General features: G+C 69.1%; 9 protein-coding genes and 3 pseudogenes. 5 read left to right on the top strand and 7 right to left on the bottom strand.

Annotated features, from left to right (window positions below):
• Together WH07_RS05955 and WH07_RS05950 are read right to left on the bottom strand one after the other, a co-directional pair.
• Positions 1 to 347, bottom strand: a pseudogene (locus WH07_RS05955) (hypothetical protein); the annotation flags it as partial.
• Between the two features lie 267 nt (positions 348 to 614).
• On the bottom strand, positions 615 to 1,532 hold the full coding sequence (locus tag WH07_RS05950; protein WP_046496197.1) for an NADP-dependent oxidoreductase: 918 nt from the start codon (positions 1,530 to 1,532) through the stop codon (positions 615 to 617).
• A 1,263-nt stretch (positions 1,533 to 2,795) separates the two neighbouring features.
• Between WH07_RS05950 and WH07_RS37170 the strand changes: the two are divergent.
• Positions 2,796 to 3,051: pseudogene (locus tag WH07_RS37170) on the top strand (hypothetical protein); the annotation flags it as partial.
• Between the two features lie 49 nt (positions 3,052 to 3,100).
• Here WH07_RS37170 and cutA read toward each other — a convergent pair.
• Positions 3,101 to 3,427 carry a divalent-cation tolerance protein CutA gene (gene cutA / locus WH07_RS05945; protein WP_046496195.1) on the bottom strand — a complete coding sequence of 109 codons (327 nt, stop codon included), beginning with the start codon at positions 3,425 to 3,427 and terminating at the stop codon, positions 3,101 to 3,103.
• A 997-nt stretch (positions 3,428 to 4,424) separates the two neighbouring features.
• On the opposite strand from cutA, the gene WH07_RS40875 reads away from it, so the two are divergent.
• Both WH07_RS40875 and WH07_RS40260 read left to right on the top strand, forming a co-directional pair.
• Complete coding sequence (locus WH07_RS40875; protein ID WP_079022982.1) at positions 4,425 to 4,622, top strand: helix-turn-helix transcriptional regulator; 198 nt, start codon at positions 4,425 to 4,427, stop codon at positions 4,620 to 4,622.
• Positions 4,613 to 6,166, top strand: a complete 1,554-nt coding sequence (locus WH07_RS40260; protein WP_332836346.1) for a tyrosine-type recombinase/integrase — start codon at positions 4,613 to 4,615, stop codon at positions 6,164 to 6,166. The genes WH07_RS40875 and WH07_RS40260 overlap by 10 nt, the downstream gene beginning before the upstream one ends.
• On the opposite strand, the gene exaC is transcribed toward WH07_RS40260, so the two are convergent.
• The 4 genes and pseudogenes from exaC to WH07_RS05925 form a co-directional block, all read right to left on the bottom strand.
• Entirely contained in the window at positions 6,163 to 7,686 is a 1,524-nt protein-coding gene (gene exaC / locus WH07_RS40255; RefSeq protein WP_046496204.1) for an acetaldehyde dehydrogenase ExaC, read from the bottom strand. The genes WH07_RS40260 and exaC overlap by 4 nt on opposite strands.
• A 330-nt stretch (positions 7,687 to 8,016) precedes the next feature.
• Positions 8,017 to 9,465 (bottom strand): annotated as a pseudogene (locus WH07_RS40250) (APC family permease); the annotation flags it as partial.
• Between the two features lie 292 nt (positions 9,466 to 9,757).
• The gene (locus WH07_RS05930) at positions 9,758 to 11,155 is read right to left on the bottom strand and encodes an SWIM zinc finger family protein (protein WP_198533731.1); all 1,398 of its coding nucleotides are present in this window, start codon (positions 11,153 to 11,155) and stop codon (positions 9,758 to 9,760) included.
• Positions 11,152 to 14,172: a DEAD/DEAH box helicase gene (locus WH07_RS05925; RefSeq protein ID WP_046496192.1), complete on the bottom strand. Its 3,021-nt coding sequence runs from the start codon at positions 14,170 to 14,172 to the stop codon at positions 11,152 to 11,154. Before WH07_RS05925 ends, WH07_RS05930 begins: the two co-directional genes overlap by 4 nt.
• A gap of 295 nt (positions 14,173 to 14,467) precedes the next feature.
• Here WH07_RS05925 and WH07_RS05920 point away from each other — a divergent pair, with 295 nt between their 5' ends.
• Both WH07_RS05920 and WH07_RS05915 read left to right on the top strand, forming a co-directional pair.
• Positions 14,468 to 15,547, top strand: coding sequence for a fatty acid desaturase family protein (locus tag WH07_RS05920; protein ID WP_046496190.1), 1,080 nt, complete (start codon positions 14,468 to 14,470; stop codon positions 15,545 to 15,547).
• A gap of 65 nt (positions 15,548 to 15,612) precedes the next feature.
• Positions 15,613 to 15,795 carry a hypothetical protein gene (locus tag WH07_RS05915; protein WP_046496188.1) on the top strand — a complete coding sequence of 61 codons (183 nt, stop codon included), beginning with the start codon at positions 15,613 to 15,615 and terminating at the stop codon, positions 15,793 to 15,795.
• The last annotated feature ends 94 nt before the right edge of the window (positions 15,796 to 15,889 follow it).

Below are 15,889 nucleotides of genomic sequence, written 5' to 3'. Positions count from 1 at the left end.
CGGGGGTGCTGGTGGAGCGGGTGGTCGAGGGGGCGGCCGGCTGTGGCCAGTACGGCGCGTGGGCAGGCGCCGGGGCACCGTTCGTATTCGAGAGTGGTCTCTTCGTCCCAGTCCCGCCATCTCCTGAGCGCGGCCTCGTCGAGGTGAAAGACGAGCCGGCCGTGGCCGTCACTGTGAGCGAGTTCAACGCGCGTTTCGTCGTTGCCGGGAAGGCGCCGGAGCCCGGGTTCCCCGGTGCCGTGCTGATCGAGAACCGGGATCAGTCTGTCGAGGACGTAGGGGAAGAAGGAGTCGTCGACGGTCAGGTGGAGGCAGGCAGGCCCGGCGAGTGCGTGCGTGATCTCCATGAACTGCCCCGGCTGTGTTGGGTAGTCGTTATCGCTGTGATAGGCGGCGAAAATCTGGACGAGGTGATGTTCGAGCCGCTGCTGCCCCGGGCAGCGTCCTCACCGAGACCATCGATGCCCGGCTCCTGCACGAGCCCACCGGCCGCCGGATCCCGCTGCAGGAACTGCCCTCCCAGGATCAGTCTCAAGTCCGTGGCATTTCCTCGTCCGACACCGGGCAGGTCAGCGGTCGTCCAGCCCAACCGCCGTTGGCCCATTCCAGGGTGCTCAGGGGCGCACGCGAATGACGGTCTTGCCCTTGCGCCGCTCGGTCGGGTTGAGCGCGGGGACGGCGTCGTCGAGGGTCGCGACGGTTCCGATGTGCGTGTGAAGGCGCCCGTCCCGCACCCGGTCGACGATCTCCACCAGCTGACTCGGAACGGACTCGACGACGAAGTCGACTGCCAAGCCGTCGACAGGGCGAGCCGCAACAGGCCCGACCACCGACACCAGCGTCCCGCCAGGCCGGATGATTCTCGCCGAGCGCCTTTGGATGTCAGCGCCGATGACATCGAAGACCACGTCGACCCCGCCGATGTCGTCGAGATCCTCGGTGGCGAGGTCGAGGAACTCGTTCGCGCCGAAGTCGAGCGCCGCCTGGCGGTCCGCCGCCCGCCCGGTACCGATGACGTAGGCGCCGAACTCTCGGGCGAGCTGCGTCACCACAGACCCGACCGCGCCGGCGGCGCCGTGTGCGAGGACACTCTGCCCCGTCTGGAGACGACCGTGCTGGAACAGGCCTTGCCACGCCGTCAGACCGGAGATCGGCAGGCTCGCGCCCACCGTGAAGTCGACGTTCCCCGGCAGCGGCGCAAGGTTGCGTGCCTCCACCGCCGCGTACTCGGCCAGGGTTCCATCGCGGTGCCAGTCCGTGATCCCGAACACCCGCTGTCCCAGCGAGAGCCCCGTCGTGCCGTAGCCGAGGGAGGCGACCACTCCGGCGAACTCGTGACCGATGATCGCCTGGGCTCGATCGCGACCGGCGCGATCGACCCACGTCGAAGGCCACTCCCACTCCGCGGGGACGAAGCCCGACGCATAAACTCCAACGACGACGTCGTTGATCGCCGGCGTCGGCTGAGGCCGCTCCGCGAGCGTAATCCCGGCTGCTTCCGCGGCCTGATCCGTCACGACGATTGCCTTCACGCGTACCTCCGTTTATCTCGTACCCGCCGACTCTGTGCGCTGGTGTGTGGCGCTCGTCGACTCCGGTTGGACTCGACGCGTTTCAGTGATCCATCCGTCTGTGGTGACGGAAGCGAATCGGCGACACCACACGAACGGCGCAGGGCAGCAACACCCACCCACGCGCTAGTCTCACGACGATGTCGTATACGACATCGGTACGACACGGCTCGTGAGATTACGAAATCAGCCCCAAGACCCTACACCTACGCTGTAAGACCCCGCAGCTCGTGTCACAGAGCACAGCTCTGACCAGCGGATTTCTGCGTTGTCCCAGGTCGTGTCGTTGAGCTCGACTCTCACGGACGTGTCATTTCCTCAGATCGCCGGGCTGCGATCTGCCGACAGCCAGGGCCCCGGACTTCGTCCCCAATGCCGACCGAGGTGTGAGTGCTGCGGCTTGCCTATGCCTGTGGGCCGGTTGACCCCGGGGGCGCCCGGGCCCGCGGAAGGTGACGTTCTGTTTGAGAAGGGCAATCCGGACTGCTGCTCTGCTGATCGCGTCGGATTCTCTGTCGGCGATGGCCTGGAGGGAGAGCCCGTCCCGTTCGTCCCATTTCCGCCATTGGTCGACGCGTTCGATGGTCTGCTGGGTCTGCCGGTAGCGGGGCGGGCTCCAACGGATCCGCAGTCCTCCCGGGTGTGCAGGTCCTTCCCGAGGCCGTGGAAGTACATGGCGGCGTCGAAGAAGGCGATAACGGAGGCGTAACCGTCTTGGACCGCCATGCCGTCCAGGCCGTGCGGCGAGCAGCAACGCTGGCAACCAGCGCGGCCAACGCAGCGGCCCCCACCGTGGCTAAGGGCACCCATTCGGTGAACTTCATCTCGCTACAGTGCGGCAGGCGACGACAACAGGCTGCGCGTTTGAGGAACTTCTGAGAGCGTGGCTGGGCGAGAAGCGAGAGAGCTTGTCGCCTGGCCGGAGGTCCAGCGATCGGAGACCTCGGGTGGCGGCACAGCCGTTGCCTACTCCCACCCGCGAAACCACCGACGCAACCAACATCGGTAGTTCGGACAGGAGCATCCGGGGTCGGGGGCATCGTGGTCGGACCCGTACGCCCGCCGCCGCACCTCGCGGGTAACCTCCCACAGTGACCCGGACCGAATAGGCGATCTAACACACGCAACAACCCCGACACCGGAACCGCGAGCATCTGCTGCCGCTCAGGGTGTCGATTCGCATGACAGCAGTCTGTCTGCCCGGCGGCCAGTCACGCCCCGTGTGCTTCCGGGCGTGAGTGGGAGTTCGCGGAGATACGCGGGGCGCGGCTGCCGGATGAGGTGATTCCGGCGATGGGTGTGCCTGCGGGGGTGGCGGTCGATGTGGCGGATCCTGAGGGGGTCGATGCTGTTTCCGCCGATGGCGGGGATTGTGCCGGTCGCGGTGGACGCGGGGGTGCCGGGGGCCGTGGCTGTGGATGCCGGTGTCGTGGACGTACCGCTGCCGCCGGCGCGGCAGCTGCTGGCGTTCGCGTCGTGAGCCATCCGGCGAGCAGGCTCGGTGACGGTGAGACGCCGGGTGGCGTGCCCTACTGCGGGTGAGTCTCCTCGACCACCCAGGACAGGTACGCCTCCGATCCTCCGGTCACGGGCAGCGTGACCCACTGGGGGGCGTCATACGGATGCTTCTCGTGCAGCCACGCCTCCAGTGCCGGGAGACGGTCCGTTGAAGTCATGTACGAGATCCGCCACTCCTGCGCCGTCTCGACCTTCCCCTTCCACCAGTAGAAGGCGGTGATAGGCGCATCGATGTGAACGCCCGCTGCCAGCTTGCTCTCGACCGCACCCCGAGCCAGCGCCTTCGCCTGATCCTCGTTGTCACTGGTCGTCTGCGCGATCACAATCTCGTGGGCCATGCAACTACCTCTCCAGCTCGGGTGCCGCGACCCTACCCAGCCGTTCAGCGCACGCCGACAGTCGGTGGCTACCGGTCAAGATGGGAGGGACTCACCCACCGGCCTGGATCAGTGAGCCGGCAGCCCGTCCTCCAGGGTGGCGCGTCGCTTTCGGCAACTCGGTGAAGGTCCTCTTGTCGACGAGACACGGGCAGCGGCTTCATGACGAAGGCGCCGGCATGTCTTGCGCCTCAACGCCCCCGTGACAGAAGGGCTCCACGCAGCTGTCGGCATGCATTCGCCGACGGCAGACAAGAAAGAACTCCAAAGGACTGGAAACCTCCGCCGGGAGCATGTCAACGTACAACGTCCCGGGAAACACCAGGTCAGAAGTACCGCCCACACCGGGCTTCTTCTGGCGTCGTCCCTTGCTGGGAGCTTGGTCTGTCGGATTCCGCTATTTGTTCCGCTCGCTTTCCTTCCCCTGTCCTCTTCGCGTTCGGCGCACTGCGCTTGGTCCGGGCATGGCCGGTGACTACGGCACCGTGTCCACTGGGCTGGGAGTTTGCGTCTTTGCGGCCGGACTGTTCGGCGAGGATCTACTGCAACGCAGCCATCGCCGCGACCGAGCAACGCACCCCGGATCTGCAACTTGGCACGTGGCCCCGGCCATTAGGGCTCCTGAGCATGTCGCAGCGCGAATCTTGACAGACTCACTGATGAGGGTCTGCTGGTAATCGTCCCGGACGGCGCGACCCCCGCACTGCGCTCATACCGGTTGGCTTCCTAGCTGAGGCCAGCGCGGGAGCATCCGGACCCTGGCGATGCGGCACGCAACATAGACCACGATCGCCGGTTAGCCAAACCGGCGATCGTCGCGACCATTGAGAAGTTCGCAGCGGCTGCGCTTGGCGGTGGAGCTGTGCGGATGCGGTGAACTTCCATGCCAACGCTCAACTGAGTTAGCTCTGTTGCGCCGCCCAGCGTCTGGTGACTCGTTCAAATCTTCAGGGGAAAAATGGCTCGCCCTCCTGCGCTCAAACTCGCCGAGGTCCTGGCGGAAATCCGAATGAGCGCGTCAGCGTTCTACCGCTTGCGCGCTCGCGGTCAAGCACCCCGAATGATCAAACTTCCGAATGGTGAACTCCGCTGCCGCCGCGTCGATCTAGACGCGTGGTGGGAAGCGTGTGAGAGGGATACGCCTGAATGGCGATGAGTTACAGAGTTCGATTTTGGGACACACGCGAGCGGCCAGACCGTCGCAAGGGGTTCGAGGTTCGATGGACGGTCAATGGGCGGGAGAAATCCGAGTCCTTTCTCACGAAGGGGCTTGCGGAGAGCCGACGTTCCGAACTCGTGACTGCCGCGCGCGACGGCGAGCCGTTCGACACAAGGACGGGCCTGCCGGCCTCCGAGCTCCGGGCCCTGAAACAGCGCACCACCTGGTATGTCCTGGCGCAGGAGTACATCGAGCAGCGTTGGGACCGTACGCCGGGAAACACACGTCGAACACTTGCCGACGCTCTCGCGACCATCACTCCAGCCTTCGTCGAGCCAGAGCACATGTCCCGGGCACCTCATGAACTGCGGAGGGCACTGTATTCATGGGCTTTCAACAAAAAAGCCTGGGAGGAGGATCCACCCGAGGAGTGGCAGGCAGCACTGGATTGGCTGCAGCGTCATTCGCTGCCCGTGAGTGAGTTGGCGGAGCCCGATGTTCTGCGCCGGGGACTCGACGCTCTGTGCCGCAAGGTTGATGGGGCAGCCGCTGCAGCGAAGACGGTGAAGCGCAAGAAAGCTGCCGTCAACGAGGTGTTCGGGGTCGCAGTGGAACGTGGGTACTTCACCCAGAACCCGCTGAGCGGCTTGCGGTGGTCTGCGCCGGAAGTTGCCGACGAAGTCGATCCGGACTGCGTGCCCAATCCGGCGCAGGTGGGCCGCCTGCTTGCTGCGGTCAGGGCGCTGCCCGGTCGAGGCCCACACCTGTACGCCTTTTTCGGGTGTATGTACTACGCCGCGATGCGTCCTGCTGAGGTTATTCACTTGCAGAAGTCTCAGTGCCGACTGCCAGCGACCGGATGGGGGCTCCTCAACCTGAAGGGCGGGGTGGTCACGGCGGGGAAGGGGTGGACGAATGACGGTGCCGTTCACGAGGTCCACTCACTGAAGCGACGGGCGGCCAAGGCGACGAGGCCCGTGCCCATCCCGCCTGTGCTGGTGCGCATGCTGCGCGAGCACATAGAGGGTTTCGGTGTCGCGCCCGATGGACGTCTGTTCCGCAATGCAGCGGGAAACTACGTCGATCCTTCCGCATACGGCATCACATGGGGACGTGCGCGTGAGGCCGCACTGACTCTCGATGAACACGCCCTTGAGCTTGCGAAACGCCCCTACGACCTGCGCCACGCAGGAATCTCATTCTGGCTAGCCTCCGGTGTCGACCCGGCAGAGTGTGCGCCGTGCCGGACAAAGCATCCAGGTTCTCTTCCGCTACTACGCCAAGTTTCTGGCCGAGGCACGGAACCATGCCAACAGCCTGATCGAGGAGTCGATGCGAAGGTGGGTGGGGCAGGACGGCAGTGCAGAGGACGCATGAACCGAGCCTTGGCCCGGAAATTCCCCGGAGCAGCTGGTCAGGGGTGGGATAGCAGTGGGACATATCAGGAGTTACTCTGCACTTCACCCCGTGGCTTAGATGCAGGCCGGGAAGGGCGCCTGTCAGCTGAAATGCCTGGTCAGGCGCCCTTTTTTGGCGTCTAGAAGAAGCCCAGTTTCTTCGGCGAGTACGACACGAGGAGGTTCTTCGTCTGCTGGTAGTGGTCCAGCATCATCCGGTGCGTCTCGCGGCCGATGCCCGACTGCTTGTAGCCTCCGAAGGCCGCGTGGGCCGGGTAGGTGTGGTAGCAGTTCGTCCAGACGCGGCCCGCCTGGATCGCGCGGCCCGCGCGGTACGCGGTGTTCATGTCGCGGGTCCAGACGCCCGCGCCGAGGCCGTACGCGGTGTCGTTCGCCGTCTTGACCGCGTCGTCGAAGTCGCTGAACGAGGTCACCGCGAGGACCGGGCCGAAGATCTCCTCCTGGAAGATCCGCATCCGGTTGTTGCCCTGGAAGATGGTGGGCTGGACGTAGTAACCGCCGGCCAGTTCGCCGTCGTACTCGATCCGCTCACCGCCCGTCAGGGTCTTCGCGCCCTCCTGCTGCCCGATGTCCAGATAGGAAAGGATCTTCTCCAGTTGGCCGTTGGAGACCTGGGCGCCGATCATCGTCTCCGTGTCCAGCGGGTTGCCCGCCACGATCGCCTCGGTGCGGGCCACGCCCGCCTCCAGGAACTCGCTGTAGTGCCCGTCCTGGATCAGCGCCCGTGACGGACAGGTGCACACCTCGCCCTGGTTCAGCGCGAACATGGTGAAGCCTTCGAGCGCCTTGTCGCGGAAGTCGTCGTCCGCGGCCCAGACGTCGTCGAAGAAGAGGTTCGGGCTCTTCCCGCCCAGTTCCAGGGTGACCGGCTTCAGATTCTCCGAGGCGTACTGCATGATGAGCCGCCCCGTCGCGGTCTCGCCGGTGAACGCGATCTTGGCCACACGCGGGCTCGACGCCAGCGGCTTGCCCGCCTCGGTGCCGAAACCGTTCACGATGTTGACGACACCCGGCGGCAGCAGATCCGCGATCAGACCCATCCACAAGTGGACCGACGCCGGGGTCTGTTCGGCCGGCTTCAGTACGACGGTGTTCCCCGCAGCCAAGGCGGGCGCCAGCTTCCAGGTCGCCATCAGGATCGGGAAGTTCCACGGGATGATCTGCGCCACCACCCCCAGCGGCTCGTGGAAGTGGTATGCGACGGTGTCCTCGTCGAGCTGGCTGAGCGAGCCCTCCTGGGCACGCAGCGCACCCGCGAAATACCTGAAGTGGTCGATGGCCAGCGGGATGTCGGCGGCGAGGGTCTCCCGTACCGGCTTGCCGTTCTCCCAGCTCTCCGCGACCGCCAGCTCCTCCAGATGCTCCTCCATCCGGTGCGCGATCCGGTTGAGCACATTGGCGCGCTCCGACACCGGGGTCCGCGCCCAGCCCGGCGCCGCGCCGTGCGCCGCGTCCAGCGCGCGCTCGACGTCGTCGGCCGTGCCGCGGGCCATCTCGGTGAAGGCGCGGCCGTTGACCGGACTGGGATTCTCGAAGTACTGGCCGCGCGCCGGCGGGACGTACTCCCCGCCGATCCAGTGGTCGTAGCGCGACGCGTACGAGACGATCGCGCCCTCGCTGCCCGGCGCTGCGTAACAGGTCATGTCTGTGGCCTTCCGGTTGTTGTCGCGCCGCCCGTCGTCGGACGCCGCGGATTCGACAGTGGGAACGGGTACGGTGCGAACGGGTTGCTGCGGTCGCGGCAGTTCGGACGTGGGGTGCGGTACGGCGGGTGCGCCGGCGGGGGCCGCTGCGCCGTCTGTGGCCGGTGCGGCGCCTGTGGTCGGTGTGGCAGCCGTGGGCGCGTTGGCGTGCTCGCGCCGGACGAGCCAGTAATACGTACAGGCGCCGGTGACGACGACCGCGACGAACAGGACCCCGCCCCAGCGCAGATACCAGTGGAACGGCGGCACCGCGTCGTACACCTCGGAGCGCGGCCAGGCGAGGTTGACCGTCATGCCGAGCCCCCACAGCACCGCCAGCAGATTGACGGGCAGTCCGAACCGGCCGAGCGAGAAGGCCTCATCGCCCCGGGAACGCGTCTCGGTCTGCTCGCCCGGGGACCGTTCCTCGGTCAGACTGCTCAGGGGCCGCCCCTCGGCCGGCCGCCAGGTGCCGCGCAGCCGCCGGACCAGCAGCGGGACCGTGACCAGCAGACAGGCGAGCTGGATCACGATGACGGCGATACTGCTCAGCACCGGGAAGATCCGCGGCTGCTGGGCATTGACCGCGAGGATCACGATGGCGAGCAGACCGGTGACGGCCGCCGCGGTCACGGGAGTCCCGGAGCGCGGACTGATCCGGGCGAGACGCGCGGACGCCGGAAGGGCGGTGTCGCGGGCCAGCGCGACCGTCAGCCGGATCGCGGCCGCGTGCACCGCCAGCGCGCAGAGGGTGACCGCGATGATCACGCACCACAGCACGATCTCGCCGATGTCCGGACCCAGGGGGGAGAGCACGACAAAGCGGAGGCCGCCCTCGGACAGCCTCATGGAACGCAGTTCGGGCACGGACAGCAGCGCGTAAAGGAGGACGAGCCCGCCGGCCAGGAAGACGGCCACGAGCGGTCGTAGAATCGCGCTCAGTGTGCTGTGGGCGGGGCCCGAGCCCGAGCCGTGGGGCTCCTCGTCCGACGCGGACGCCGTACCGGATCCGTACAGCAGATACGCGGCGGCGAGCGCGGCCGTCAGCAGCGCACCCGCGTGCCCGAGCGACTGGCCGACATCGAACCCTTCCGTCCGGGTGGTCGCACCTGGTCCATGGGTGAGGTATGCGGCCAGCAGCCCGACCAGGGTGAGGGCGGCGACCAGTTCGACCACCACTCCGGCGGAACTGATCCGGGACATCAGCCCCGTCCCGAAGGCATGGACGAGCGTGGTGAAGAGGATCAGGACCGAGCCCAGCAGTACGGCGTTCTCCGCCGCGTCGTTACGCCCCGTACCGTTCCCGACGAACTGGAAGAAGTCCGAGATCGGCGGCAACGCGATCTGGTACGCGAGAGCCGCCGCGGTGAGGGCGAACACGGCTGCCGCGAGAGCGGCCCAGCCGCCGAGCCGGCCGGTGCGCGCCCCGCCGAGCACCGTGGACCAGTGGTGGACCGAACCGGCGGCGGGATGGCGGGCGGCCAGCTCGCAGAAGCACAGCGCCACCATGAGCTGGCCGAGAAACACCAGCGGCCAGGACCACCAGTGGCCGGACCCGGCGAAGGCGACACCGAGGGGGAAGAGGAGGAAGAGACTGAGAGTACGGGTCAACTCGGGTGTGATGGCAGAGGACTTGACCGCCTCCTCGTTGTCCCTGGCGTCCCTGGCGTCCCTGGTGTCCCTGCTGTCTTGGTTGTCCCTGTGGTCCCTGCTCTGCTGTCCGAGCGACAGCTCAGGCATGACGGCTCCTCCGGTTCCGGACAGCACACGACGCGGTCCGGCCCGGCTCGGACACGTACCGTAGTTCTCCGGTACCGACAGTAATGAGCACGGGGCGGGTCCGCACCGTGAGCGGAGCGGGCGGGGCACGCGCCCGGCCGGATCCGCTCATCGTCACGGCACCTGGACCGCCCGACAAGAGCCTCCGTCGGCCAGACCCGGCTGGCGCACGAGCAGTCCCGCCGCCGTCACTCCTCAGCCGTCAGCCGTCAGCCGTCATCCCTCAGCCGTCATTCTTCGGCCGACATCAGCCTCATCCCTGGGTCGGCACCTCCGCCAGGGCTGCCGCCGGGTCCTGGTCCGGTGGGCCCGCCGGGGTCCAGTGGCCGTCAGGGGTCTCGCGGTAGGGCCACCAGCGGCCGTCTGGGGCGTAGCGCAGTTGGGCCGATGTGCCGAGGAGGGACCAGCGCGCACCGCCCAGGGGCAGCAGGCGGGGGCGGTCGTCGTCCTCCCAGGCCGAGTGGAGAACGGCTTCCGCCCGTGCGAGGGCCGCGGGTTCCGGGGTCCACTCCTCCTCCAGTACGGCGAGGCCCGCCGCGCCGCCGTACCGCCAGGCCCGTACGGCGCGGTCAAGCTCGGCGCGCTCCCGGCCGGTGCCGGAGGCGAGGCGGGCGAGGAGCCGGGTGTCGGAGGTGGCTGCCGCGAGCCGGACGGCATCCTGGCGTACCGTCAACTCGGGTTCCAGTGGCTGATGTTCATGCCCCGGTGCCAGCGCCTCGGACAGCATCCGCAGCGCCCACGCCGCCGCGTCGGCCGCCAGGAACTCCAGCGCGTCCGCATCCGCCCCGCCCGCCGGATCCGTGTCGCTGTCGGTGTTGCTGTTGGTGTCGAAGGCCGGGGCCTGCCCCGGCTCCCCGGGCAGCGGCGGGGGAGCGGGCAGCGGCGGCAGGCTGTCCCGTACCGCGAAGGCCGTCGCAGCGGGCACCCCTGGAGCCTCGGGAGCCGGTGCCTCGGCGTCCTCCGCCTCCTCGTCCGTACCGGCGGCCCGGGACGCCCGCGCCACACTGCGCACCTGGAGTTCGTCGAGCAGCCGGCGCTCGCCCCTGCCCCGCATCAGCAGCAGGACGAACGGATCCTGGTCCAGCAGCCGCGCCATCTGGTAGCAGAGTGCCGCCGAATGCGCGCAGTGGTCCCATGCCTCACAGCCGCACTCGGGCTCCAAGTCGCCGATTCCGGGGAGCAGTTCGACTCCGGCCGCCGCTGCGTCCTCGACCAGGTGGGGCGGCATCTCCCGGTCCAGCAGCGCCGCGATATGGCCCGCACGGTCCACCGCCATGTCCAGGAAGCGGTCCCAATCCTCCTCACTCAGCGGCTGCCACAGCACATCGCTGCGGTAGGCGCTGCCGTCCCGGTCCTGGACGACCGCGGTGATCCGGCCCGGTCGTACGGACACGGCGCCGACGGCGCCCGCGCGGGCCTGCCTGCGCCCCTTCGTCAGCGGCTCGCCGTCGAGCGCGGTCTCCTCCAGCGCCTTCAGCCAGGCCCGGCCCCACCAGGTGTGTGCGAAACCGCGGCCCCGCACAAGTGCGGGCGCGGCGAAGGTCCGCTCGATGCCGTCCCGGCTGCCGCCGCCGTCCCGGCCATTCCCGCCGTTCTCGCTGCCCCGACCGTCCCCGCTGCCCCGGCCGCCCCTGTCGTCCGTACCGCTCATCGCGCGCCCCCTCGCAGCTCCACCAGGTCCGCCAGCTCGGCGTCGGTCAGTTCGGTCAGTGCGGCCTCGCCGGAGCCCAGCACCGCGTCGGCCAGCTCCTTCTTACGGGCGAGCATCCCGGCGATCCGGTCCTCGACCGTGCCTTCGACGATCATCCGGTGCACCTGTACGGGCCGGTGCTGCCCGATGCGGTACGCGCGGTCCGTCGCCTGCGCTTCGACAGCGGGGTTCCACCAGCGGTCGAAGTGGACGACATGCTCGGCCCGGGTGAGATTGAGCCCGGTGCCCGCCGCCTTCAACGACAGCAGGAAGACCGGCACTTCACCGTTCTGGAACCGGTCCACCATCGCCTCGCGCTCGGCGACCGGCGTACCTCCGTGCAGAAACTGCGTCGGCACTCCGCGCGCCGCGAGATGCTGTTCCAGGAGCCGCGCCATCCGCACGTACTGCGTGAAGACCAGCACACTCGCGCCCTCCGCGAGGATCGTGCCGAGGAGTTCGTCCAGCAGCTCCAGCTTGCCGGAGCGGTTGGCGATGCGCGGGTGCTCCTCCTTGAGGAACTGCGCCGGATGGTTGCAGATCTGCTTGAGACCGGTCAGCAGCTTGACGATCAGCCCGCGGCGCTCCATCCCGTCCGCCGCGCCGATCGCCGCGAGGGTCTCCCGTACCAGCGCCTCGTACAGGCCGGCCTGCTCCGCGGTGAGGGAGACGGCCCGGTCGGTCTCCGTCTTGGGCGGCAGCTCCGGCGCGATGCCCGGATCGGACTTGCGCCGGCGCAGCAGGAACGGGCGGACCAGCGCGGCGAGCCGCGCGGCCGCCGCCGGGTCGTCACCGCTCTCGACGGAACGCGCGTACTGGGTACGGAAGGTGCCGAGGCGGCCGAGGAGCCCGGGGGTCGTCCAGTCGAGGATCGCCCACAGTTCGGAGAGATTGTTCTCCACCGGAGTGCCGGAGAGCGCGACCCTGGCCCGGGCGCCGATCGTCCGCAGCGCCTTGGCGGTCGCGGAGTACGGATTCTTGATGTGCTGTGCCTCGTCCGCGACGACCATGCCCCAGTCGGTGCCGCCGAGTCCGGCCGCGTCGAGCCGCATCGTGCCGTAGGTGGTGAGGACGAACTCGCCGTCCGCCAGGGCCTCCAGATCGCGGGTCGCGCCATGGAAGCGGCGTACGGGCGTGCCGGGCGCGAACCGTTCGATCTCGCGCTGCCAGTTGCCCATGAGCGACGCGGGGCAGACCACCAGGGTCGGACCCGCGGCCGAGGCGTCGGTCTGCCGGTGGAGATGGAGCGCGATGAGGGTGATGGTCTTGCCGAGGCCCATGTCGTCGGCGAGGCAGCCGCCGAGACCGAGCGAGGTCATCCGGTGCAGCCAGTTGAGGCCGCGGAGCTGGTAGTCGCGCAGTGTCGCGTCGAGCCCGGCGGGCGCGTCGATCTCCTGCTCCGCCCCGTCGGTCCGCTCGGGATCGGCGAGCCGGTCGCGCAGCCGGGCGAGCCAGCCGGATGCCTCGACCTCGACCCGGCGTCCTTCGACCTCGGTGGAACCGGTCAGTACGGCGCCGAGCGCGTCGAGCGGAGTGATCTTGCGGTCGCGGCTGTCCCGGGCGCGCCGGGCCTCGGCAGGGTCGATGAGGACCCACTGACCGCGCAGCCGGACCACGGGACGGTTGGCTTCGGCGAGCCGGTCCAGCTCGGCGGGGGTGAGCCGCTGATCGCCCAGTGCGAAGCGCCAGTTGAAGGCGAGAAGGGCGTCGGCCGAGAGGAAGGCGGGCAGGTCGGCACCGGTCCGGTGCTCGCCCTTGCCCTGGGTGCCGGCGCGGGCGTCGGCGTTGGTGTCGTTCTCGGCACGGGCGTCGGTGTCAGCGTGGGTGTCGGTCTCGGAAGGTCCTATGACGGCGCGGGCCGTCAGGGTACGGGCCAGCTCCCTGGGCCAGTGCACCTGGACGCCGGTCGTGGCCAGCGCTGTGGACGCCTCGCCCAGCAGCTCGGTGATGTCCTCGTCCGCGAGTTCGATGGCGTCCGGTACGGCGGCCGAGAGCAGCGGGGCGAGTGGCGGCCAGGCGCGGGCGGCGCGGCGCAGGGCGAGCAGCGCGTCCATCCGGGCACGCGGGCCGAAGACCCTACCGGTGCCGGCGGAACCTGTGCCGGCGCCCTTGCCCGCCGTACCCGTAGCCGCACCCGACCATACGGTGGCGGCGTCGGCGACGACCGTGGGATCCGCGGCGCTGTGCATCTGGAGTACGGCACGGAAGGCGGGCAGCGCGAAATCCCCCGCGAAGTCCCCTGCGCCGTCCGGGAGTTCGGGGTCCGGCGGCACGGCGTCCGCGAGGCCCGGCAGCTCGACGCGCAGCGACAGCCGTACGCCCGCGTCATGACCGGCGGCCACATCGGCGGCCCAGCCTCGCAGTTCGGGAAAGCGGCGCGAGGGCCAGGCGGCGAACGCGGGACCCGCGGCAGCGAGTTCGGCGGCGGGCGTCCGGGGCAGCGTGTCGATGACCGCGTCCAGGAAATCCCGCAACAATCCCTCCGGCGCGGGCAGCATCAATGGCCCCGGCCGTTCCGCGGGGAGCGGGACAGCGTGCGCGGACGGCGGCATCGCGGCGGCCAGTGCACGGATCCGTTCCAGATCCTCCGAGGTCAGCGGCCCGGCCCGCCAGGCGTCATGATCCGTACCGGTGAGCCCCGGCAGCAGCCGTCCACGCGCCGCGAGGTGCAGCGCGAGCAGCGCGGCCGCGCCCCAGAAGGCCGTCGACGGCGAGGCGTCCGCGTGCCTACGGGCCCTGGTGAGCAGCGGCAGCGAGGCGGACACGGGCATCAGCAGTGCTCTGACGGTGAGGGGGCGGCCATTGGTGTCGACGACGGCCAACTCCTCCACGGAGCCCGGTGCGGACGGTGGCTCCGCGCCGTCGGGGTGCCAGTGGGCTGTCCGCCCGGTACGGGCCGGGTCCGCGGGGAGAAAGACCGTGGAGCAGCGGGCGAGTTCGGAGATCCGGGAGAGCGTTGCCGCGGGGAGCCTGTGCACAGCGAAGACGCATTCCTCAAGTTTGACTACTGCGGGTCGGGGCCGCCGAGGGTACCCCACCGTGACGCCACGCGGGAGCGGCACCACCGTGACCCGGCTCACGCCAAGACCGGCCGGGTGTAGCCAGCACCACCGTCGGCCCCGGGGTAACCCCCACCCCTCCCGGGTGGTGGCCGCCATCCCTTCCGGGTGGTGGCCGCATGGTCGCCGACGTCCCCTCCCCGTACGTTTCAAGAGGTCAGCGCGTTGCGCGACCTTTCCCCGCTGGACGTCGGCCGACAGACCGGAGACCCACATGCCCCACACCGTCACCGCCACCGTGGCGGAGCCCCTACCCGATGCCGCGCCGGGCCGCGCGGGCGGCAGCGACTTCGCGCCCCTGCTGCGGACGGTCAGGGAACAGGGTCTCCTGGAGCGCCGGGTCGCCTGGTACGCCCGGGGCATCACCGTCAACTTCCTCTTCCTGGGCGCGATCATCGCCGGAATGGCACTCCTCGGACCGTCCTGGTGGACGCTGCTCCTCGCGCCGCCGCTGGCTGTCGTATCCGCGCGCATGGCGTTCATCGGCCATGACGCCGGGCACGCCCAGATCACCGCCGACCGGCGCCGGGGCCGTCTGGTGCAGCTCGTCCACGCCAATCTGCTGCTCGGAATGAGCCAGGAGTGGTGGAACGACAAGCACAACCGGCACCACGCCAATCCCAACCACATAGACAAGGACCCGGATGTCGCCGCGGACATCCTCGTCTTCACCCAGCACCAGGCCGTGGGGCGCTCGGGGATACGCCGCTGGCTCACCCGGCACCAGGCATGGCTGTTCTTCCCGCTGACCACGCTGGAGGGCGTCGCGCTCAAGGCATACGGCTTCCGGGCCGTCTTCTCCGGCGGCGACGGCTCGATGGCGCCCAGGCGCCGCGTGGTGGAGGGCCTGCTGCTCGCGGCTCATGTCGCCGCGTATCTCACGCTGCTGCTGACCACCATGACCCTGGCCCAAGCGGTCGTCTTCGCGGTGATCAACCAGATGCTGCTCGGGCTCCACCTCGGGATGGCCTTCGCGCCCAACCACAAGGGGATGGAGATGCCCGACTCCGAGAGCTGCGCGGACTGGGGCCATCTGCGGCGGCAGGTGCTCACCTCGCGCAATGTGCGCGGCGGTGCGCTCACCGACTGGTTCCTGGGCGGGCTGAACTACCAGATCGAGCACCACCTCTTCCCGAGCATGCCGCGCCCGCATCTGCGGCTCGCCCAGCCACTGGTACGCGCGCACTGCCGGGCGTTGGGCGTCCCGTACACCGAGACCGGGCTGATCGAGTCGTACCGACAGGCCCTCGGACATATGCGCGACGTCGGCGAACCGCTGCGCGCGGGCGCATAGTGGAACTGGCGGACGCCGGTGCGCGTTCACCGAGCAGAGCGGCTCTGCCGCGAAGGAGGCGTCGAATGTCGACAAAGGCGAAGATCACCATCGGGGGAGTGGCCATAGGCCTTCTTCTGTGGCCCGTGATCGGATTCTGGTTCTCGCTGCTGGTGGTGCTCGGAGTGCCCACGGCTGCGTATCTGATGCTGGACCCGTCGCAGCGCCGCAGGCTGCGCAGGATCAATCGCAAGGAGATAGGCCGCTGAGCCGGCGGAGATCCGTACGGGCTCCTTGAGCAGGGCGGTCTTTCCGGGCTGGGCCGGCTCGCCGGGCGGGCTTGTCGGGCGGGCGGGTCAGGTC

The organism is Streptomyces odonnellii (assembly GCF_000981895.1).
Taxonomy (GTDB): Bacteria; Actinomycetota; Actinomycetes; order Streptomycetales; family Streptomycetaceae; genus Streptomyces; species Streptomyces odonnellii.
The sequence above is the reverse complement of the archived record's forward strand: the minus strand, read 5'-3'. Positions and strand labels throughout refer to the sequence as shown.